Origin of the sequence: Cohnella cellulosilytica, from assembly GCF_042431195.1 — a bacterium.
GTDB lineage: Bacteria > Bacillota > Bacilli > Paenibacillales > Paenibacillaceae > Cohnella > Cohnella cellulosilytica.
The window spans coordinates 268,313-289,426 of record NZ_JBHMDN010000034.1 but is presented as its reverse complement, the minus strand read 5'-3'; the positions used below and the strand labels follow the sequence as shown (position 1 = coordinate 289,426).

Below are 21,114 nucleotides of genomic sequence, written 5' to 3'. Positions count from 1 at the left end.
TAACTTTACCAACGGGGCATGACGCTCATCTATAGGATTTTGTTAGTTTCGATAGGAGTCTGTCATGTTGTTGCTTTGCCGTCCCGGTATTCCTGCGGCGTAACCCCGTACTGGCGCTTGAAGACTTTGATAAAATAAGCCGGATCGAGGTAACCGATCTCCGAGCTGATCTCGTAGATCTTCTTGTCGGTCGTCTTCAGCCTGTGGCAGGCGGTCTCCATCCTGAGTCGGAACACGTAATCGCTGACGCCTTCACCGGTCTCGATTTTGTAGAGCTTCGACAGATGCGTCGGATGCAGATTAATGTGGTCCGCCAGCGCCCGCAGCGAGACGTCCAGATGCAGGTTGCGCTCCACGAATTCCTGAATTTTCTTCACGTATACGGAGCGAATGTCCTTCACTTCGCTCGACACGCCCTCCTTCAGCTTGCCCAATGCGCCGAGCGACCAGTTGCGCAGCTTGCCGATCGTGGCGAAGGCTTCCCCGCTCTGCAGCGGCTCGATGTCGTCCCCGATCAGCGACGCCAGCGATTGGCCGTTGCGATGGGCGTAATGCCCGAACGAGGAAGCGACAACGTAACCCGCCTCGAGGCAGTGCTCCCACGATTCGGAGCCCTTCTCGTCCAGCTCCGCGCAGATGTCGAGCAGCTTCCGCTCGGCGGCGTCCCAGCGTCCGGCCTCCAGCAGATTGCCGAGGCCAGGCGGCGCATGCAGCACGTCCAGCGCCTCCTGCGAGACGCCGCGCTCCAGTTCGCCGGCCCGCATGACGAATTCCCGCTCGTCGCCGACGATCTGCCGGAAACAGGCCAGCGCGTAGCGATAACGCTCCGCAACCTTGTCGGGAAACGGGAACGTCTCCGTCGTCACGATCGACAAGGAGCCCTTCAGGAACTGCTTGACCTTCGCCTGAAGCTGCATGGACAGCTTCTCCAGCAGCATATCCGTGCCGATTTCGGCCGCAGCGCGGAATTGCAGGAGAAAGGCCAGATAGCCGTGCTCCTCCTTCACGCCCCATACGTTCGCATATTCGCCGAATATTTCCTCGGCAATGTTGAGGATGGCGTATTCCAGCAGCTGCTGTCCGTCGCTCCACGTCTGTCCGAACTCGTCCTCCAGACGAACGAGCAGCAGTGCGCTCTCTCCGCGGTGGAACGGCAAGCCGTAGCTTTTCAGCTTGCGCGCCCATTCCTCCTCGGACAAGCGTTCCCCATGCAGCGCGTTAAGCAGCAGCTGCCCCCGCAGCAGCGGCAAATTCTCGCGCAGCGTGTATTCGGTTCGTTCGCGCGAGCTGACGCTTTCCCATTCCGCCTTGAGCTGATCGACGGCGGAGCGCGCCGCCTCCATCAGCTCGGCGTCGGTCGGCGGCTTAAGCAGATAGTCCACCGCTTGGTTGCGAAGCGCCTCCTGCGCGTATTCGAAGTCGGAGTGGCCCGACAAGATGATGCACTTGATCCGCTTGTCGCGCTCGCGAATTTTCTCGATCAGCTCGATTCCCGTCATCTCGGGCATCAGAATGTCGGAGATGACGAGGTCGATCGGATACGTCTCGATGAGGCGGAGCGCCTCCTGCGCGGAATACGCCCTGTGAACCTGTTCAATGCCGAGCTCGTGCCACGGCTTGGTTGTCGATAAGTTGTCCACCCAATGGGCTTCGTCGTCAACGATGATCATTTGCATCTGTCCGGTCTCCCTCTTGTTTAGATAACGGGCTCTGGTCCGCCGCCGGGGAGGGCGCCGCAGTCTCCCACACAATCTCCGTCCGAAGTCCGCCCAGCCCGGAGGCGGAGAAGCGAAGCCCCGATTTCTCGCCGAACTGCGTCACAAGCCGCTGGCTCGTATTCCAGAAGCCGTAGCCCATGTCGTCCTGCAGCGGCTCCTTCATTTTGCGGTTCAGCGCGTTAAGCTGCTCCTCGTCCAAGCCCGGCCCGTCGTCATCCACGCAGATGCGGCACAATCCGTCCTTTATCTCCCCGGCAATCCGAATCTCTCCGGAGGAATAGGACTTGCCGACGCCGTGAATAACGGCGTTCTCGACGATCGGCTGCAGCAGCAGCCTTGGCACCTGCTGCCTCTGCATCTCCTCGGGAATGTCGATCGTATAGTGAATCCGTCCGTTGCGCAGCTTCTGGATGTCCAGGTAATTGACGATCAGCCGCATCTCGTCGCCCAGCGACGCCGTCGGGCGCTCCATTCTCGTGATATAGCGGTAATAAGCGCTAAGATTGTGCCCCATGGAGACGACGGCTTCCTCGTCCTTCATTTGGGCCATGTTAATCATATAGCCGATGCAGTTGTACAGGAAATGCGGATTGATCTGCGCTTGAAGCTGCTTGAGCGTCGCCTCGCGCGCTCGCAGCTTCTCGTTCAGCACGTTCTCGATCAGACTTTGGATTTGCCGCGACATATCGTTGAATCGGTAGAACAGGAACGCGAACTCGTTGTTCGCATTCGCCTCGATGCGCACCGAGAAGTCCCCCCGCTGCACGCTTTGAAGACCCCGGATCAGCTTGCGGATCGGGCGCTGGACGTTGCGGTAGATCAGTACGGAAGCCGAGATGCCGACGACGGACAGCAGTACCATCGTCAGGTAGAACAGGTTGCGGCTGTAGGAGATCGGGCCGAGAATCTGGTCGACCGGCACGGCGTCCACCAGATGCCAGCCCAGCTGCGGCGACAGCACGGCGCTGATCAGATAGCTCTTGCCCTGCAGCTTGACGACCTCCTGCATCGTCTCCTTAAGCTCCGCCCCGTCGAGATAACGGACCAGCTCGTCCGTAAGCTGGGCGGAGGCCGTCCGGTTCGTAATCGGCTGGTCGCCGCGATGGTAAAAAATCGGATCGCCGCGGCCGCCTTCCTTGTACGAGTCAAGCATGTTCTGAATGTTGTCGTGCTTAAACCTCGCCTCCACGACCAGATTGCTTCCTCTCAGCACGTTCTGCTGGCCGAACGAATCGGTGTAAAACCAATGAAAGGCCGGCTGCTGGCCGGGAACGGGCTCGGTTCCGTCTCCGTAGGACCATTTGCCGGTGACGTTGCGTCTCAGGTATTCCTCGTCGTAGGTCGGCTGCCAATCCTCGGTTGCATTGGAGAGCGCGTCTTTGTTCAACTGCGAGTATACGGTGAAGCGCACCGGCCAAATGTTCATAATCCCGGATTGCAGCGCCATTTTCTCCTGGATGATGTAGCGGGTTTGCATTTTGTCGTAGCGGTCGTCCCAGATGTTCAAGCCGTTGAACTTCCGCACGTTCGGGTCCCGGGAGAAGGTGACGACGAAGTCCATCGTCTGGTTGATTCGCGAATCGATCTGGCCGGACAGGAAGATCAACTGCCGAATATTCGACGCCTTCAGCTCCTTGTCGACGACATCGGTCGCCACCTGGTTGGAATACGTGTACAGCGCCAAAATCGGGATAAACAGCAGCAAGATCAGTCCGTTCATTTTCGCAAACAGGCTTGATTTTTTCGTGACGTAATTCATGCTCTTGCCGAGCCTCATATCCAGTCCCCCCAGCTCATGACCCTAACAAAACCCTATCGATCCTAACAATGTCCTATAGTTCGATGCTCGCGCGCGTTGTTACTATGATATAGCAGGCTTCGGCCTGAACGATAACGGGAATTTCATGGAACGGGAGAGAGCTATGAACGATACGACTTTGCCGAAAACGAAACTGACGAAAGCCCCCGGAACGCGGAGAAAAAAAGGGTACCGAATCCCGTGGACGCTGCACCTGATGGTGCTTCCGGCCGTCGTGCTCGTATTCGTATTTGCTTATTTGCCGATGTCCGGTATTATTATCGCCTTCCAGGACTATAAAGCGGCGCTCGGCTTTACCGGCTCCCCGTGGGTCGGCCTGAAGCATTTCAATTACATGTTCGAGAACGATTATTTCGTGAAAATTATCGGCAACACGCTGCTGTTCGCCTGCTCCAAAGTGGTCCTGAACCTGATCATTCCGTTTATTTTCGCGCTTCTGCTCAACGAGATCCGGAATATGGGCTACAAGCGGGCGATCCAGACGCTCGTATACTTGCCCCACTTTCTGTCGTGGGTCATTCTGTCCGGCATTCTGATCGACCTCCTGTCCCAGACCGGGATCGTGAACCAGTTCTTAATGAACGTATTCGGCCTGGAAAAACCGATCTTCTTCCTCGGAGACGGCACCTGGTTCCGAATTACGATTGTGGTCAGCGACGTGTGGAAGGAATTCGGCTTTAACACGATCATCTTCCTGGCCGCGCTGGCCGGCATCAATCCTTCTCTCTACGAGGCGGCCGAAGTGGACGGCGCAGGTCGCTTTAAGCAAACGATGTACGTAACGATCCCGTCGCTCGTTCCGATCCTGATCGTCGTCGCGACGCTGGCGCTGGGCAACGTGCTGAACGCCAACTTCGACCAGGTGTTTAACCTGTACAGCCCGATGATTTACCAGCAAGGCGATATCATCGACACGTTCGTCTACCGGGAAGGCTTGCTGAGCGGTCAATTCAGCTTCGCGACGGCGGTCAGCCTGTTCAAGTCGGTGATCAGCCTGATCTTGATCGCCATTTCGTACCGCCTGGCCTACAAGCTTGCCGGATATCGAATCTTCTAATGCAAGCTCAAATGGAAGGATGACATCGCGTGTATCATAAAACATTGCCCTACCGAATATTTAACATCTTCAACTACATCCTGCTCGGCGTAATCTCTATTCTGTGTTTGCTTCCGATGTATCATTTGCTGATGGTGTCGCTGAGCTCCGCGGCGCCGGCCAACGCCGGTCTCGTCTCGCTCTGGCCGATCGACTTCTCGTTCGATGCTTACGCCAGAACGTTCGAGAACAGAAATTTCCTGACCTCCCTCAACGTCTCGGTGCAGCGAACGGTGCTGGGAACGGCGCTTGCGCTGGTCGTTAACGCCAGCGCGGCCTACGCGCTGTCGAAGGACAACCGGATGTTCCGGGGACGGACCGTCTACATGTGGTACTTCGTCGTCACGATGCTGTTCAGCGGCGGCTTGATTCCAAGCTATATTCTGATTCTGAAGCTCGGCCTGATGAACAATCTGATGGCGCTCATCCTTCCGGGACTGGTCGCGGTCTACAACCTCATTCTGATGCTGAACTTCTTCCGCAACGTGCCCAAGGAGCTGGAGGAGGCCGCGTTCATCGACGGCGCGGGCCATCTGCGAACCTATTTCTCGGTGTACCTGCCGATCTCGCTGCCTTCCATCGCCACAATTGCCCTGTTCACGATGGTCGGCCACTGGAACGCCTACTTCGACGGCTTGATCTATATGAAGACGGCCGAAAAGCTTCCGCTCGCCAGCTTCATGCAGACGATCATCGTTGCCGAGGATATGACCGGCTTCGACGTCTCGGTCGTCGTCAACAAAGCGCAGCGGACGATCAAAGCGGCGCAAATCTTCATCGGCGCGCTCCCGATCCTGCTCGTCTACCCGTTCCTGCAGCGCTTCTTCGTCAAAGGCGTCGTTATCGGCGCGGTTAAGGAATAGTTCGGGGCGACGTCTTCGTTGCCGGGTTAAGAAGCTGTCTCATAAGCCATTAGAGGAGCAACCCTATAAAATGATCCATTTATTACCATGGGGATATATCTCCTTTCGCTGCAATGTACCCCAGAAAGTGACGAGAAGCTTCGCAGCTTATTCCGATTACTTTCCGGGGACCCCGAAGCGCGGTCATGAAATCAGGAATCGATTAACCCGTAACGGGGTAATTTCATGATCGTATGAGGCAGGTGCTTCGCTCTACAGGAGATATATCCCCATTCTTTTTGCGATCATTTTTGTTGCCCTAGCTTATGGGATAGCCTCTTTTTGGACTTCTTGGGGCTTCCTTGAACATTGAATTTCTTATTCGCGCCAGAGACGCATTGCGATTGCGATCTCGATCCCCGCTCCGTTCCCGCACCTTGGTACCGCGCACGTTAGACCTGCCACACACCTATTGAGTTCGCTCCTCATACTCCCGTTCACTCTGCTGCGCGCCACTTCCGCTGCACACCAAACCCATTCTGCCTTCGACGAACGCACGAAATCTGCAGAAGAGGGGCTGCCCCATACCGCATATGGAACAGCCCTGTCTCCTCGGTTAGCCGTTATCGGCCTTATCCTTATTAGCGCCGCTTGCTTTTGGTCTCCGCAGGCCGTTACATGCTTGGCCGACCTCTATCCGCGCTTTTTACGGCCTGCAGGCCGCTAAACGCTTCGGACGGCCTCCATCTGCGCCTCTAACGGCTCGGCAGATCGTTAAACGCTTCGGACGACCTCTATCTGCGCCTCTAACGGCTCGGCAGACCGTTAAACGCTTCGAGCAACCTCTATCTGTGCCTCTAACGGCTCGGCAGACCGTTAAACGCTTCGGACGACCTTCATCCCCGCCTCTAACGGCTCGGCAGACCGTTAAACGCTTCGGGCGACCTCCATCTGCGCCTTTTACGGCCTCCCTCTTGACCGATTACTTGATCAAGCGGAAAGGAAGAGCGGAGTTTGTCCGGCTGTTGGGCCCAATGTAGGCGATGAATGCGCCGGCATCACTGCTGTGCGTCAGGTCCGAATGGTAGTAGCGGAGCTGCGATTCCTCCAGCGTAAACTCGATGTCGCGGCTTTCTCCGGGCTGCAGGGTGACTTTGCGGAACGCCTTCAGTTCCTTCACCGGACGCACCACTTCGCCGGACAAGTCGCGAACGTACAATTGCACCGTTTCCTCTGCGGGGACTGCGCCTTTGTTCGTTATCGTAACGGAGACCGACAGCGCGCTGTCCGAAGTCATCTCCTCCGACGACAGCCGCGCGTTATCGTATTCGAAATCCCCATAGCTCAGGCCAAAGCCGAAAGGCAGCAGCGGCTCGTTCGGAATGTCCAAATACTGCGACACGTACCGAACCTGCGCGTCCGGCGCACCTTGCGGGCGTCCCGTGTTGTAGGCGTTGTAGTATACCGGCACTTGACCGACGCTGTAAGGAAACGACATCGTGAGACGTCCCGACGGATTGGCGTCCCCGAACAGCAGGTCGGCCACCGCGCCGCCCGCTTCGGAGCCCGGGAACCATGCCTCCAAAATCGCGTCCGCTTCGTCGTATACGCCATGCAGATCCAGCGGGCGGCCGTTGAATAGCACGACCACCATCGGTTTGCCGAGCGCGCGGATGCGGCCAACGAGCTCAAGCTGAACCTCCGGCAGCCGAATATCGGCCCGGCAGCCCGCCTCCCCGCTCATGTCCGAATGCTCGCCAAGCGCCAGCACCACTGTGTCCGCTTCCCGAGCCGCCGCCACAGCCGCTTGCATCTGCTCCTCCGAAGCCGTCTTGATGCCGCAGCCATCCGCCACCGTCAGCTCCGCCGCGTCGGACAGCTTGCTCCTCATGCCGTCGGCGAGCTTGATCGCGTCCTCTTTGGAGCCCGTCCACGACCACGGCCCAAGCACGTCTTCGCTCGTGGCGAACGGACCGATCAGGGCGATTTTGCGTTTTTTGTCCAGCGGCAGGACACCCTCGTTCTTCAACAGCACGCACGACTTCACGGCCAATTCCCGCGAAACGCGGCGATGCTCGTCGCAGAACACGACTTCCCTCTCGCGCTCCGGATCGGCCGCGCGATACGGGTTGTCGAACAAGCCGAGCTTTTTCTTCAGCGTCAAAATACGCAGCACCGCTTCGTCGATCAGCGACTCTTCGATCTCCTTTTTTTCTACCAGCTCGGACAGATGCTTCACATAGCAGGAGGTCATCATCTCGATGTCCACTCCCGCCTTCATCGCCTTAAGCGCGGCTTCCCGTTCGTCCGCGGCGATGCCGTGCGCAATCAGCTCCTTCACCGCGCCCCAGTCGGAAATGAGGATACCATCGAAGCCCCACTCTTCCCGCAGCAACTTGCGCATCAGCTTGGCGTTGCCCGTCGCCGGAATGCCGTCGACCGTGTTGAACGAGGTCATGACCATCTCGCAGCCCTCGTCCAGCGCAACCTTATACGCCGGCAAATAAAACTCGCGCATCTGCCGATCCGACAAGTCGACCGTGTTGTAATCGCGTCCGGCCTCGGCCGCGCCGTACGCCGCGAAATGCTTGACGCAGGCCGCGACCCTGTCCGTATCGGCGGACAAATCGTCTCCCTGGAAGCCGCGCACGAACGCCCGGGCGAATTCCGAGTTCAAGTAAGGGTCCTCCCCCGTCGCCTCCATTACCCGGCCCCATCTCGGGTCGCGGACGAGATCGACCATCGGAGCGTAGGTGACGTGGACGCCCGATACGGACGCCTCCTTCGCCGCGATCTCCGCGCTTCGCTCCGCCAGCCCCAAATCCCATGAGCAGCCAATGGCCAGCGGAACCGGAAAAATCGTTTTGAACCCGTGCACGATATCGGCCATCATCAGCAGCGGAATGCCGTGGCGATTGTTCGCCAAATGCGTTCTTTGCACGTTGATGACCTCCTGCGCTCCGGCCATGCCGAGCACCGAGCCGGAATCGCGAACCGTCGTCTCGTCGATGCCGAGCGACGCCATCGGCCCCGTGATCAGCCCCTCGTCCTTCGCCCCCTCGTAAAAAGGCACCGCAAGCTGAATCAGCTGAGCAACCTTCTCGTCCAATGTCATTTGCCGCACCAGCTCTTGCAGATCAGGTTGTTTGCCGTTCCATTCCGTCATATATTCGCAACCTCTCAGATGTAATAGAAACGTTTCGATTCGGTTTCATTTTGATTATAAAATCGAATTTTAACCCTGTCAAACGTTCAATATCCGCTATTGAATACGATTTCCAGATCCGTTATAGTTAAAATCGAAACGTTTCACCGAATGCGAAGGAGAGAACCTCACTTGGCCAGCATTAAAGACATCGCCAAAAAAGCCGGCGTCTCCATCTCGACCGTCTCGTATGCCCTGAACGGCAGCGATAAGGTAACGAAGGAAACGGCCGCCAAAATCATACAAATCGCCGAAGAACTCCATTATGTCCCTCACGCCGCCGCGCGTCTGCTGAAAAAACGACAGTCCAACCTGATCGGGATTTTTCTGACCGATTTCAGCGGTAACTTTTACGGCGATCTGCTGCAGGGGGTCAAGGAATATTTGAGCGGCAAAGGGTACGATCTGCTCGTCTGCAGCGGAGAGAAATCGCGGCGGCTCATTCCCGAACGGATGATCGATGGGGCCATCGTGCTCGACGTCACGTTTTCCGACAAGGAGTTGCTCCAATATGCCGAAAAAGACCACAAGGCTGTCGTACTCGATCGCGAGCTGGTCCATCCGAACGTTAACCAGGTGCTACTGGACAACAAAGCCGGCGCGACGCTGGCGATGGAATATTTGCTGGAGCGGGGGCACGACAAAATCTATGCGGTAACCGGTCCGTCCGGTTCATACGACGCCGACCGGCGCCTTCGCGCCGTCCGTCAAATGGCGGAACGCGCCCCGCATGCCCGGGTCATCGAGCTGCCGGGCGATTTCAGCAGAGCGTCCGGGGAAGAAGCGGCTCGCAGCATCGCCGCCGAATACGAACGGCCCGCGGCCGTATTTTGTCTGAACGACGAGATGGCCGTCGGCGCGTATCGTTATTTTACGTCGTGTACGGAGTTGAAGATCGGAGAGCACATTCATCTGATCGGATTCGACAATATCGAGCTGGCCCAGTTCGCCAGACCCCGTCTTGCCACCATCGACTATTCAATGCGGAAGTGGGGAGCGATCGCCTCCGAGCAGCTGCTGAAAATGATCGCCGGACAACCCGTCGAAACCGAAAGAATCTACGTCACGCTCATTAAAGGAGAATCCGTGGGCCCCCTTCCCGCCCTCCAATAACCCCCACCCGGAAACGCCGGCCTCCAAGCCGGCTTTTTCTATTGGAGTGGTGCTCCCGTGAGACCAAATCGAGCGAGGATAATCGAATGTGTAGAACATCGGCGCTCCGACGGGGCCAAATCAAGTCGAGATAATCGAATGTGTAGAACATCGGCGCTCCAATGAGGCCAAATCGAACGGAGATAATCGAATGTGTAGGACATCGGCGCCCCAATGAGGCCAAATCGAGCGAGGATAATCGAATGTGTAGAACATCGGCGTCACTGGGGGCGGTATTCGAATGGGGCTTAGAGAATGGATGGGGCGGATCACATAGACAGGACAGCCAAATAGAGCAGCCGCTTGTCCAGCCTTTGGCCTGCTGCAGCTTTACAACACGCGGTCCCTATGCCATGATATATCACACGATATGTATCGATCGATTTTCAAGGAGTTTGATTATGCCTCCGAAAGCCAGATTTTCCAAGGAAGCGATTGTTGACGCTGCGTTGGCCATTGCCGATCGCGAGGGGCTGGATGCCGTTACGATTCGTAAAATCGCGGACGAGCTGGGAAGCTCGATCGCGCCGATCTACGTCAATTTCAAGGATGTCGAAGAGCTGAAAGACGCGGTGCTGGACCGAATTGTCGCGTTATCGGCGGAAATGGCGCAAACGCCCTACAGCCCCGACCCGTTCCTGAGCATCGGTATCGCCAGCCTGAAGTTTGCTCGGGAGCACCCCGCGTTGTTTCGCGAGCTGGCGATCAACAACCATCCCCGTCTGAAGGACGTTCAGACGCCTGTCGGAGAACTGCTCGCCTACATGAAGCGCAAGCCGGAACTGGAGCTTTTCTCGGATGAAGAATTGATGGGGATTTTGTTCAAGATGCGCGTCTTTCAGCTGGGGCTGTCCGTCATGGACATCAACGGCGCGCTGCCCGGAGCCAGCGAAGAGGCGCTAATCGAGCTGCTTCGGCAGACGGGGGAAGATCTGATCGCCGCCGAGCTGGCGCGAAAGCATGCCGCACGATGAACCGCACGACGGGCTGGGTAGCAGCGCCTATCCGAACGACGGCCTGAGCAGGTTCCGCTGCAACCGGAAAAGACTAAGGCCGCCGATGTTCAAGGCGATCGATATTTGGCTTCGCTGCCGCTAGGGCGTGTATGCAACCTCCGAGGATAGCAGATATTGCCGAATTTTCGTTCCATGCAAGGAACTTTTGTGAAGGCGTACCGGGGGTACGTCAAAGGGTCGAAGCAGGGGGCGAAAAGGCGGTGAAAGATGCCCCCGAGCGGGTTTGCATACACGCCCTAGGACGGAGTGCCGGGGATATCGTCCGGTAAGCGCTTGAGGAGGCTTTTGGGGGCAACCTGCTTCCAGGCGCCGACAAGCAGAGAGCGAAGCTCGTCCCGTTCGATCCGGTCGAGACGGACGAAGACGTAGGCAAGTGTGGCGTACTTCTCCGGAATGCCGAAAATATCGGGAGCGAGCGTCACTTGGGCTTCCCGCTCCTCCAACGACATTTTCAGCAGAGCCGTGACGCCGTCCGGCTGCTCGACGGCGAAAATTTTACCCCGTACCCGGTATGAGGGCTTATCCCAATGCATCTGTTCTTCCGCCTCCGGCAGCTCCAGCGCCAGCCGTCTAAGCTCATCGGTAGTCACCATGGTCGCCTCCTGTTAAATGTTAAGCAGCCATTCGTCAATCTGTTTCGCCAGCTGTTCGAGACCGAGCTCGATCGGAACGCGTCCGCGCAGCATGCGTTCGAACATCTCGTTAAACGCCGTATCGATCTTCGCCCAGTTCGCCACGGGAGGGCGCAGGAACGAAGCGTTCAGGCTTTCCACGTAGGGGCGGATCGTCGGACTGTACGTCTCTTCCGATTCGCTCGCTTCCGCGTTCGTCGGCAGCAGCCCGGCCTTGAACATCAGCCGCTGCGCCTGCGCGCCCGCCATCCATTTCATGAACGTCCAGGCCGCCTGCTTGTGCCGGGAGTTTTCCATCAGCACCAGGTTTTCGCCGCCGATGATCGAGCCTTTCGCTCCCGGATTGTGCGGGAACGGCGCCGGCACCGTGTCCTGCTGCAGCTTCTCGTAATCGTAGCCTTCCACGTTCGACAAAATCGTATAATACCACGGTCCCTCATCCATCATGAGGAGTTTGCCGTCCAACACCGCCTGCCAGCGCTCGAGCTTGCCGGACAGCACGTCGTCGCTGACGAGATCCGACTCGACCAGCCGCCGCAAGGTATGAACGGCCCCGACACTCGCCGGACTGTCCAAATATCCGCTCGCCTTCGTGTAATCCTTGTTCGTAAGCTGTCCGCCAAGTCCGATAAAATAAGGCAGCACTGCCCACGTATTGATGCCGTTGACGCCGATCCGGTAACCCGTTCGCTCGCTGAGCGCGACCAGTTCGTCCATCGTCTCCGGCGGCTTCTCCAGTCCGGCCCGCCGCAGCAGCTCGCGACTGTAAATAGCGGCCTTCGTATTGATGTTCAGCGGCAGGCCGTAGTACCGGCCCTCGTACTTCCCGGACTCGAGCGCCGATTCCAGCAGCAGCTTCGTGACGCGGGGCAGCTCCGGATATGCGTCGATCGGGTAGATCAGCCCCAGCTTGGCGAACTCCGGCAGCCAGGCGATGTCCATGCGCACGATGTCCGGACCGGTGCCCGAGGTCGTCTCGGCGATCAGCGAGCCCTTGAAATACTCGTACAGATGCTTGACCGACACGACGCGAATGTCGGGATGCTCGGCCTCGAAGGCCGGAATGACCTCCTCCTCGAACACTTTCATCTCCACGTCGCTGTACGTATGCCAGACCGTGATCACCTCGCTGGCCTCCGGCTCCATCACCAGCTCGACCTCGTCCCCGTCGATAATGCTCTCGGCGCCGCAGCCCGGCAGCAGGACGGCGGCCAGCGCCAGCCACAGAACGGCCAGCGGGCGGCAGCGAAGCCTGCCGTCCAGCGCGTTCAAAAATTTCGACACCGTCCTCGCCTCCTCTCCTACTCGCGCTGCGACAGACGTTCGCGGTATTCGACCGGGGACGCTCCGGTCGTCTTTTTGAACAGCTTGCTGAAATATTTGACGTCGTTGAAGCCGGACCTCTGCGCCACCTCGTATATTTTCAGACTCGGGTCCCCGAGCAGCTCCTTCGCTTTGCCGATGCGCAGACGGATCAAATAGTCGATAAAATTAAAGCCCGTGTGATGCTTGAATTGCAGGCAGAAATAGTTTTTGCTCATGTGGACGTAATCGGCCAGCTGCTGCAGCGTAATCTCTCCCGTGTAATGCTGCGAGATGCGGGCGATCGCCTTGTCGATCAGCTGCTTGTTGCCCTTGTGCGTGTGTGAGCCGGCCGCGAACGACTTGCGGTAGCCCCGAATCTGCGCCTGCAGCAGGGCGGTCAGCTCGCCGAGCGTCTCGCTGCGCTTCAGCTCCTCGAAGCCTTCGAGCAGCACGGTCATTTCCTGCTCGTTCACGAACAGCGCGGTGACGATCTCGAACGCCTCGCGGCGCACCGTATCCGGGTCCGGACGAAGCGTCTCCCATCGTCCGATCCAGGCGCCGACCAGCCTGTCGACGGCTTCCGCGTCGCGGGATAACGCGTGCGTCTTCAGCTCCTGCAGAAGCTGGGCGGCGCTCGGATAATCGGACGGCCGCGACGCTTCCGTCCAGATCGGCTCCCGCAATCCGTACTCCCCGCCGCCTTCGAAAAACCGGCGCTCCGCCGCCCGTCCGCTCGCCCGGAACGCCTCGCGCAGCCGCTCGACGCTTCCTCCGAGGGCCCAGCCGGCCGTGACCTCGACTCCCAGCCGGTCGGACCATGCCTCCGACGCCGCTGCAAACGCCGTCCGGGGCGGTTCTCCGTCCGGCGCGGGCACGATCAGCGCGAGCGTCCGCGTGCCGACCAGGAACGCGATTCCCTCCGGCGCCGTCTCGTAGAAGATTTCCTGCATCTCCTCCAGCAAAATCGCCGCATGAAGCTGACCGAACCGCTCCTCCGTCTCCCGCAGACCGTCGATCAGCACGGTGCAGATCGCGTAGCTGCGGCGCATCCATTCGGGTACCGACTCCGCGTCCGGACCGCCGTCGTCGTGGGCCAGCGCCCGCTTGACGTCCGACTCCAAGCGGCGGCGGCCGGAGACCAGCTTCGTTCTGCGGAGCAGCTGCCGGTCTTCGTCCTGCCGCCGCTCCTCCTCGATCTGCCGCAGGCATCTGCGGACGAGCTCCAGCAGCCCCTCCGGCTCCAGCGTCGGCTTCAGCAAATAATCGACGACGCCGAGCTTAAGCCCTTGCCGGACGTACTCGAAATCGTTGTAGCTGCTGACGAAAATCACCTTCGTGCGCGGATGCCGCTCCAGCGTCCGGCGCGTCAGCTCGAGGCCGTCCATCACCGGCATTTTGATGTCCGTAATCAGAATATCGACCGGGTCGCGCTCGAGCGTCCGCCAGGCTTCGTCTCCGTTGGCGAAATCTCCGACAAGCCCGACGTTTTCCCGGCCCCAGTCGACCGACGCTTTGATCCCGAACCGGATGACCGGCTCGTCGTCCACGATGGCTACGCGATACATCGTCATTCCCCCTTCCGCTTCGCGATGTCGTCGGCCGGCTTGATCAGCTTCATGCGTACGACCGTGCCGCCCGCCGCTCCGCCGCCGTCGATTCGCAGCTCCGAGCCGGCCGGATAATAGAGACGAATCCATTCGCGAACGTGCGTCAGCCCGATTCCCGTCATTCCGGACGACTCCGCACCTTGCGGAACGTCCAGCTTCTGCAGGTCGTCCGGCGATATCCCGCGGCCGTTGTCGCGGATTGCAATGGAGATCGCTTCTTCCGTCGCCCTGGCCTCAATCCAGATGTCTCCGCCTCCTCCTACCGGCACGAGCCCGTGGAATACGGCGTTCTCGACGATCGGCTGAACGAGCATCCGCGGCACCGGGAACGTCTCCGCTTCCGAAGCGATGTCCAGATGCAGCCGGAATTCCGTATCGTAGCGGATTTGCAGAATGGACAAATATTTCGCGACGATGTCCAGCTCCTCCGCCAGCGTGACAAAGCTGCCCTTCTTGCCCATGTTCGCCTCCAGCAGCAGGACGAGCGACGACAGCGCGTTGTACGCTTTGGCGCTTTGATTGTAGCGGACGAGCCACTTGATGGTGCTGAGCGTATTAAACAGAAAATGCGGATTGATACGGTGCATCACCGCCCGCAGCTCCGCCTGACGCCTGCCTTCGTGCACCTCGCGCACCTCGCGGACAAGCTCGTCGACCCGCTTGATCATTTTGTTGAACTGCCGGCTGAGCAGCCCGATCTCGTCCTTGGAGCGGACCTCCGTACGCGCCGTGAAGTCGCCGCCCTCCGCCACCTTCATCTGCGAGGTCAGCTGCTGGATCGGCTTCGTCACCTGACGGGCCAGGACGAGGCCGATCGCCACGGCGAGCAGCGCGAAGCCGAGCGCCGACGTCCAGATCAGGCGGCGCATGCGCGTCAGCTCGTCGGTAATCTCATGAATCGGCACGGAGCCGACGACGCTCCAGCCGTTGGACAGCAGCTGCTTGATATGATAGTAGCGGACGCCGTCCTCCTCGTGCTCGAATTCGGCCGTTTTGCCGGTGGCCGCCCACTGCCTCAGCTCCGGATCGGAGAGCGGCTGCCCGAGACGGTCCAGCCGGCGGTCGATCACGATCGTTCCCGACTCGTCCACGACGAAAAAACCGCCGGTATCCCCGAGACGGATTTGTCCGAACCGATCCAATATTTTGTTGCCGTCCAGATTGACGAGCAAATAACCGACGTCGTCGAGCGATTCGAAGTCTTTGATAACGCGTATGACGGGCAGCACGAGATCGTTGATGTCCCCGATGCCGCTGTACGGATCGTAAGCGAGCCGCCCCCAGGCCGTCTCGCCGTCCTTCTCCCTGGCCATCGCCGCCCAATCCAGGTCGTGCAGCGACTGCACGTAAATTTTCGACAGCTTAAAGGAGCCGCTCCCCCAGCTCGTCCCTTCCTCCCGCAGCACGTACAGCGTTTTAACGAAGGAGTTGGAGCCCACATAGTTGTTCAGCAGGTTGGATACGTACGTCTTGTAGGCTTCCTCGTCTTCCGGCGTCGGGCTTGTGTTGCGCGCGGCCTGCTGCAGCTTGACGTCGCTGTACAAAATATTGGAAGCGTCCGTGCCGGCGAGCATAATCGCGGACAGCGCGTCCGCGGCCTGCCGGACGAGCTGCAGCGAGGTGACGCGCACATTTTTCTTGACCAGCTTCGACGAGGCGTTGTAGAACAGCACGCTCGTCAGCGTCGGAATGAGGATGACGACGAGCAGGGCCAGAATCATTTTCGTCGCGAACCTTTTGCTCCCGCGAAGCCGCTGACCCGCTCCCCATGCAAGTGGATTCATTCGCCTCTCCTCCCGTGTTCTCCATTGTACACCGTCCGCAGGAGAGGATGAAAGCACTTTCAGGATGGTGTCTCATTTTCCGGAATTCCGTCCCCCGTCCGCTTCACCCTTTTACCGCCCCTTCGTTAAAGCCCGACTGCACGAACCTTTTCTGGAAGGCGATATAGATGACAATGACCGGCAGCAGCGCGATGATCGAAGCGGCGAAAATCTGCCCGTAATTCGTGGCGTACTTGTCGTTGAACATCAGAATGGCGATCGGCAGCGTGCGCAGCGCCTCGCTCTTGATGATCGTCAGCGCCAGGAAGTATTCCTCCCACGTCGCCTGGAACACGAAGATCGCCAGCGTTCCCATCGCCGGCAGCGACAGGGGGAGATAGATGTTCCAGTAGATGCGCCAGCTCCCCCCGCCGTCGATCAGCACCGACTCCTCCAGCTCCCGCGGAATGCTCTCGAAAAACCCGCGCAGGAAAAACATGTTGCCCACGACCCCGGTCGCGATGTAGACGAGCCACAGGCCCGCGTAGGTGTTGACGAGCCCCATATTTTTGACAATGATGAACTGCGGAATAATGTTGATGACCGACGGGATCATCATCGTGAGCAGAAACAGACGGAATACGCCCTCCTTGCCGGGAAAAGAAAACCGCGCGAACCCGTAAGCCGTCAGCGAGCTGACGAGCAGCGCCCCGAGCATCGCGACCGACGTCAGCAGCACGCTGTTGCCGAAATACTGCGCGAAATGGTTTTTGCCCCACACCACCTGATAGTTGATGAAGTTGGGCGTGACGCTGAATACCTCCTCCGGCCGCGGCAGCGAGAACGTCGCCGTGAAGAAGGAGGTGAGAATCATATAAATGAACGGAAAAACGAACAGCAGCGCCCCGGCTACAAGAACGGCGTATACGGCGAGCTTCGTTATCCATGGCGTTCGCATGGCGCAATTCCTCCCCTCGTCGTCAGAACAAGCGTTGCTTGCCGATCTTGGTCATCTGGTAATAGGTGACGGCGAATACGAGCAGCCCCATCATGACGCCCATCGCCGCCGCTTCCCCGAAGTGGAAGTGCTTAAACGCCTCCATGTAGATCAGGCTCGGAATAACCTGCGTCTGGTTCATCGGACCGCCGGCCGTAATAAAGTACACCTGCGGGAAAAAGCCGAACGCGCCGTTAACCAGGTTGATCAGCACGAACAGCGTAATCGGGCGCAGCATCGGCAGCGTCACGCGCAAAAACTTGCCCGTCGCCGAAGCGCCGTCCATGTCCGCCGCCTCGTACAGATCGCGCGGGATGCCTTGCAGGGCAGCCAGATAGATGACGACGCCCCAGCCAACCGTTTTCCAAATGTGGAACAGCCAGATCATAATCATCGCCGACCAGTAATGGCTCTTCCAGGCGACCGGCTCGGACAGGATGCCGACGTGCAGCAGCACGTAGTTGACGAAGCCGCCCGAGCCGTCGGCGAACAAATACTTGAACAGCAGCGCCACGACGATCCACGACGTTACGATCGGCAAGTAGTACAAGGTGCGGAAGGCGACCTTCATTTTCACGAACCGGGTATTGATGACGACGGCGAAAAAGACGGCCAGAAACCAGTTGATCGGCACGGTGACCGCGACGTTGAGGAACGTGTTCTTCAGCGCGATCATGAACTTGTCGTTCGGGTCCTCGAATACGGCCCGGTAGTTGTCCCAGCCGACCCACGGACTGCTCTGACCCGGCAAAATATTGAACTCCTGAAAGCTCACCTTGACGTTCTGAATCATCGGATAGACGACGAAAACGAGTACGCCGACGAGCCCGACGGCGACGAACGGCAGGGCGTTCAGCCACTGCGCCAGGCCGGTTCGGAACCGGGATTTGGCGGATAACGTCGCTTGCGCTTGCGTCATGGCTAGGTCCTCCTTCTGCGGGATAGCGACGGCCGCGCCGCGAACGCGAACGCTCGCCTGCGCGGCCGTCGTCGATGGACGGATGGCTGCTACTTGGCCAAAATGGCGTTTATCTGCTTCACCGCGTCGTTCAGCGCCTCGGACGCCGTCTGTTCGCCGCGGATCGCTTTTTCCAGGCTCAGGTTAAAGATCGTTTCCATCTCGCCCCATTGCGGAATCGGCGTGCGCGGCAGCGCCGTGTTGAGCTGTTCGATGAACGGGCCGATATACGGATTCTGGCCCTCGTCGATCGCCTGTGCGGCTTCGCGATTCGTCGGCACCATCCCGGCTTCGACCATGATCTGCTGCGGCTCTTTGCCGAGCATCCACTTCATGAACGTCCAGGCTTCCTCCGGATGCTTGGAGTTGGCGAACGAGACGAGATTCTCGCCGCCCACGACGGAGACGCTGCCTCCCGGACCGGCCGGAAGCTGGGCACGGACCGTTTTCACGAGCGGGTCGAACGTATTCTCGGCGTCGCCGAGCAAAATGCTGAAAAACCACGGGCCGTCGTCGATCATCATATACTGGCCGGATTTCAGGCCGTCCCACGCCCCCGGCTCCCCGCCGAGCAGCGCCGGAATAACGAGCCCTTCGTTGTTCCAGCCCACGATCTGCTCCAAGGCCTCGATGCTGGCGGGACTGTTGAGATAGCCGTCCACCTGCGTGTAATCGTCGCTTGTCACTTTGCCTCCGAGGCTCCAGAAGTAAGGCAGCATGCCCCAGGCTCCGATGCTCGATACGCCGATGCCCTGCTTGCCTTGGGCTTTGAGCGCGCGCGCCGCCTGCACGAGTTCGTCCATCGTCGCGGGCGCTTGCTCCAATCCCGCTTCCTTCAGCGTGTCCGCGTTGTAGATGGCGATCTTCGTGTTCGTGTTCAGTGGCACGCCGTAATATTCGCCTTCGAAAATATTCGTCTGCATCGGGCTGTCGAATACGGCGCTTTTCACGTCGTCAAAGCCGGGCAAGTCGCTCAGCTTCTTCAGCGCTCCCTTGGCGGCGAGCTCGGGCACCCAGATGATGTCCATGCGCATCAAATCCGGAGCCGCGTCGCCGGCCACCGCCGCGATCACCTGATCCTTCAGCCCCTCGTACGGCATGCGGGTCAGCTTCAGCTCGATGTTCGGATAATCGGCCTCGAACTTCGGCTTGATTTTCTCCAGCAGCACCTTCTCCTCGGAATCGGAATACGTGTGCCAGTATTCGATCGCGACTTTTTCCGCCGACTTCCCGGAACTTTCGGACGGCTGGTTCGAGCTTGCGTCTTGGCTGCCGCTTGGAGTGGCTGCGTTATTTCCTCCGCCGCACGCGGCCATAACGAACATCAGCGCGAACGCCAGCATAACGGATAAGCTTTTTTTCATCGACTGTTCTCCCCCGTCAACGTGATTTGGATGTCGTTGCCCATTCAGTATGCAGGAAATCGCAGGCTGTCGGAAACCGCTTACATTATCGTTTGGGGGGAATCCGTTCCGTTCTTTGATGAGGGCTCCGGCCGTGCACGGCAAAAAGGTGTCGGACATTCCGAATGCGATCGGAACGTCCGACACCTTTTTAACTTAGAGTAACGTTTCTTATTCCGCTTCGACCGGAACGACGGCGCGGACCGCGTTCGCCCGTACGACCGTCTCCAGCAGCAGTTGATTGCGGTAGCCGTCCTCCAGCCCGGCGAATTCCGGGCTGGCCGGACGATCGCCGCGGATGCGCTCGGCGAACTCCGCCCACGGGTTCAGCCCTTCGCTCTCCGCGACGTCGATCGTCTCGGTCGCCGTCTCCCTGCCGTCCTCCGTCGGGTATGTCCAGACGAGCTGCCGGTCGTTCAACGTGCTGACGCGCAAAGTGCCCTTCTCGCCGAACAGCGCGACCTCGTGCTGATTGCCCGAGCCGAGCGCGTTGCGGGACGTCTGAAACACGCCGACGGCTCCGTCCGCGAAGCGCGCGTTAAAGCAGGCAAAGTCATCGACCTTGACCGCCACGGGCTCTCCCGTCCGCGGATGAGGACGCTCCGGCACGATTGTCGTCAGCATCGCCTGCAGCTCGGCCATCCGCCCACCGGTCAAATATTCGGCGATATCGATCATATGCGAGCCGAGGTCTCCCAGCGTGCCCGTTCCGGTCACCGCCTCGTCGAAGCGCCACAAGAATGGCGTGTTTTTCGCCGTCGAGCCCCAGTCCTGCAAATATTGCACGAACAGATGGTTGATGCGGCCGAGCTTGCCTTCGGCAACGAATCTCCTCGCATATTGGAATGCCGGCCCGTTGCGATAAGAGAAATTGATCAGCAGCGGGATCGGATTGCGCCGATAAGCCTCCAGCACCTCGCGCGCTTCGTCCAGCGTCCGCGTCAGCGGCTTCTCCGCCAGCAGCGGCTTGCCCGCCGCGATGCAAGCCAGCAGAATCGCCGCGTGCGAATCGTTCGGCGTTACCGCAACGATGCCTTCCACCTCCGCATCGGCGATCAGCGCTTGCGCGTCGCGATACCGCCGCTCCTCCGGCACGTTCAGCCGCCCGCCGACCTCGGCGAGCGCTTCCTCGCTGACGTCGCACAGGGCCACGATGCTTACGCCCTCGACCTTCTCCAACTGCTCGATATGATACCGCGCCATTCCGCCCAATCCGATAACTCCGATGCTTACCTGTCTGCTCACCGAGATCGCCTTCTTCCTAGTAGATAAGGGTATCGCCTTATCGATTCGCACCGCATAGCAAAATTCCTGCAAGGCCACAACAACTTCCGAATATAAAACACGAAATCGGAACGGGAGACTCCTTCGCCGTGCGCAACCCAGGCCAGATAGCGGATAACCTACTATCGTCTCGCCAAAGCCGCCAATCCACTCGAGATGTTCTAAGAAACCTGCTATCTCCCCACCAAAAGCCTCCATTCCGCTCGAGATGTTCCAAGAAACCTGCCATCTCCCCGCCAAAAGCCGCCAATCCGCTCGAGATGTTCCAAGAAACCTGCCATCTCCCCGCCAAAAGCCGCCAATCCGCTCGAGATGTT

15 protein-coding genes are annotated in these 21,114 nt (G+C 59.0%); 4 read left to right on the top strand and 11 right to left on the bottom strand.

Annotated features, from left to right (window positions below; all coding sequences use genetic code 11):
• Nucleotides 1-62 precede the first annotated feature (62 nt).
• Both ACFFT4_RS24410 and ACFFT4_RS24405 read right to left on the bottom strand, forming a co-directional pair.
• Nucleotides 63-1,676, bottom strand: a complete 1,614-nt coding sequence (locus tag ACFFT4_RS24410; RefSeq protein WP_378051538.1) for a response regulator transcription factor — start codon at nt 1,674-1,676, stop codon at nt 63-65.
• Nucleotides 1,657-3,495, bottom strand: coding sequence for a sensor histidine kinase (locus ACFFT4_RS24405; protein ID WP_378051537.1), 1,839 nt, complete (start codon nt 3,493-3,495; stop codon nt 1,657-1,659). The genes ACFFT4_RS24410 and ACFFT4_RS24405 overlap by 20 nt, the downstream gene beginning before the upstream one ends.
• A gap of 145 nt (nt 3,496-3,640) precedes the next feature.
• Here ACFFT4_RS24405 and ACFFT4_RS24400 point away from each other — a divergent pair, with 145 nt between their 5' ends.
• Both ACFFT4_RS24400 and ACFFT4_RS24395 read left to right on the top strand, forming a co-directional pair.
• Nucleotides 3,641-4,594 carry an ABC transporter permease gene (locus ACFFT4_RS24400; protein ID WP_378051536.1) on the top strand — a complete coding sequence of 318 codons (954 nt, stop codon included), beginning with the start codon at nt 3,641-3,643 and terminating at the stop codon, nt 4,592-4,594.
• 29 nt (nt 4,595-4,623) lie between these two features.
• Nucleotides 4,624-5,496, top strand: a complete 873-nt coding sequence (locus ACFFT4_RS24395) for a carbohydrate ABC transporter permease (RefSeq protein WP_378051535.1) — start codon at nt 4,624-4,626, stop codon at nt 5,494-5,496.
• 961 nt (nt 5,497-6,457) lie between these two features.
• On the opposite strand, the gene ACFFT4_RS24390 is transcribed toward ACFFT4_RS24395, so the two are convergent.
• Entirely contained in the window at nt 6,458-8,641 is a 2,184-nt protein-coding gene (locus tag ACFFT4_RS24390) for a glycoside hydrolase family 3 N-terminal domain-containing protein (RefSeq protein ID WP_378051534.1), read from the bottom strand.
• Between the two features lie 171 nt (nt 8,642-8,812).
• Here ACFFT4_RS24390 and ACFFT4_RS24385 point away from each other — a divergent pair, with 171 nt between their 5' ends.
• Together ACFFT4_RS24385 and ACFFT4_RS24380 are read left to right on the top strand one after the other, a co-directional pair.
• The gene (locus ACFFT4_RS24385; protein WP_378051533.1) at nt 8,813-9,793 is read left to right on the top strand and encodes a LacI family DNA-binding transcriptional regulator; all 981 of its coding nucleotides are present in this window, start codon (nt 8,813-8,815) and stop codon (nt 9,791-9,793) included.
• 440 nt (nt 9,794-10,233) lie between these two features.
• The gene (locus ACFFT4_RS24380) at nt 10,234-10,806 is read left to right on the top strand and encodes a TetR/AcrR family transcriptional regulator (RefSeq protein ID WP_378051532.1); all 573 of its coding nucleotides are present in this window, start codon (nt 10,234-10,236) and stop codon (nt 10,804-10,806) included.
• A 278-nt stretch (nt 10,807-11,084) separates the two neighbouring features.
• Here ACFFT4_RS24380 and ACFFT4_RS24375 read toward each other — a convergent pair whose 3' ends face one another.
• From ACFFT4_RS24375 to ACFFT4_RS24340, 8 genes are all read right to left on the bottom strand, one after another.
• Complete coding sequence (locus tag ACFFT4_RS24375) at nt 11,085-11,441, bottom strand: MmcQ/YjbR family DNA-binding protein (RefSeq protein ID WP_378051530.1); 357 nt, start codon at nt 11,439-11,441, stop codon at nt 11,085-11,087.
• A gap of 12 nt (nt 11,442-11,453) precedes the next feature.
• A complete protein-coding gene (locus tag ACFFT4_RS24370) occupies nt 11,454-12,764 on the bottom strand; it encodes an extracellular solute-binding protein (RefSeq protein ID WP_378051528.1) in 1,311 nt (436 codons plus the stop codon).
• A gap of 17 nt (nt 12,765-12,781) precedes the next feature.
• Nucleotides 12,782-14,350 carry a response regulator gene (locus tag ACFFT4_RS24365; protein WP_378051526.1) on the bottom strand — a complete coding sequence of 523 codons (1,569 nt, stop codon included), beginning with the start codon at nt 14,348-14,350 and terminating at the stop codon, nt 12,782-12,784.
• 2 nt (nt 14,351-14,352) lie between these two features.
• Nucleotides 14,353-16,176, bottom strand: a complete 1,824-nt coding sequence (locus ACFFT4_RS24360; RefSeq protein ID WP_378051524.1) for a cache domain-containing sensor histidine kinase — start codon at nt 16,174-16,176, stop codon at nt 14,353-14,355.
• Nucleotides 16,177-16,279: 103 nt separating this feature from the next.
• Nucleotides 16,280-17,113 (bottom strand): carbohydrate ABC transporter permease, encoded by an 834-nt coding sequence (locus ACFFT4_RS24355; protein WP_378051523.1) that lies wholly within the window; start codon nt 17,111-17,113, stop codon nt 16,280-16,282.
• Nucleotides 17,114-17,135: 22 nt separating this feature from the next.
• Entirely contained in the window at nt 17,136-18,071 is a 936-nt protein-coding gene (locus ACFFT4_RS24350; RefSeq protein ID WP_378051522.1) for a carbohydrate ABC transporter permease, read from the bottom strand.
• Between the two features lie 89 nt (nt 18,072-18,160).
• Nucleotides 18,161-19,474, bottom strand: coding sequence for an extracellular solute-binding protein (locus ACFFT4_RS24345; protein WP_378051521.1), 1,314 nt, complete (start codon nt 19,472-19,474; stop codon nt 18,161-18,163).
• Between the two features lie 210 nt (nt 19,475-19,684).
• Nucleotides 19,685-20,758 (bottom strand): Gfo/Idh/MocA family protein, encoded by a 1,074-nt coding sequence (locus tag ACFFT4_RS24340; RefSeq protein ID WP_378051520.1) that lies wholly within the window; start codon nt 20,756-20,758, stop codon nt 19,685-19,687.
• Between the last annotated feature and the right edge of the window lie 356 nt (nt 20,759-21,114).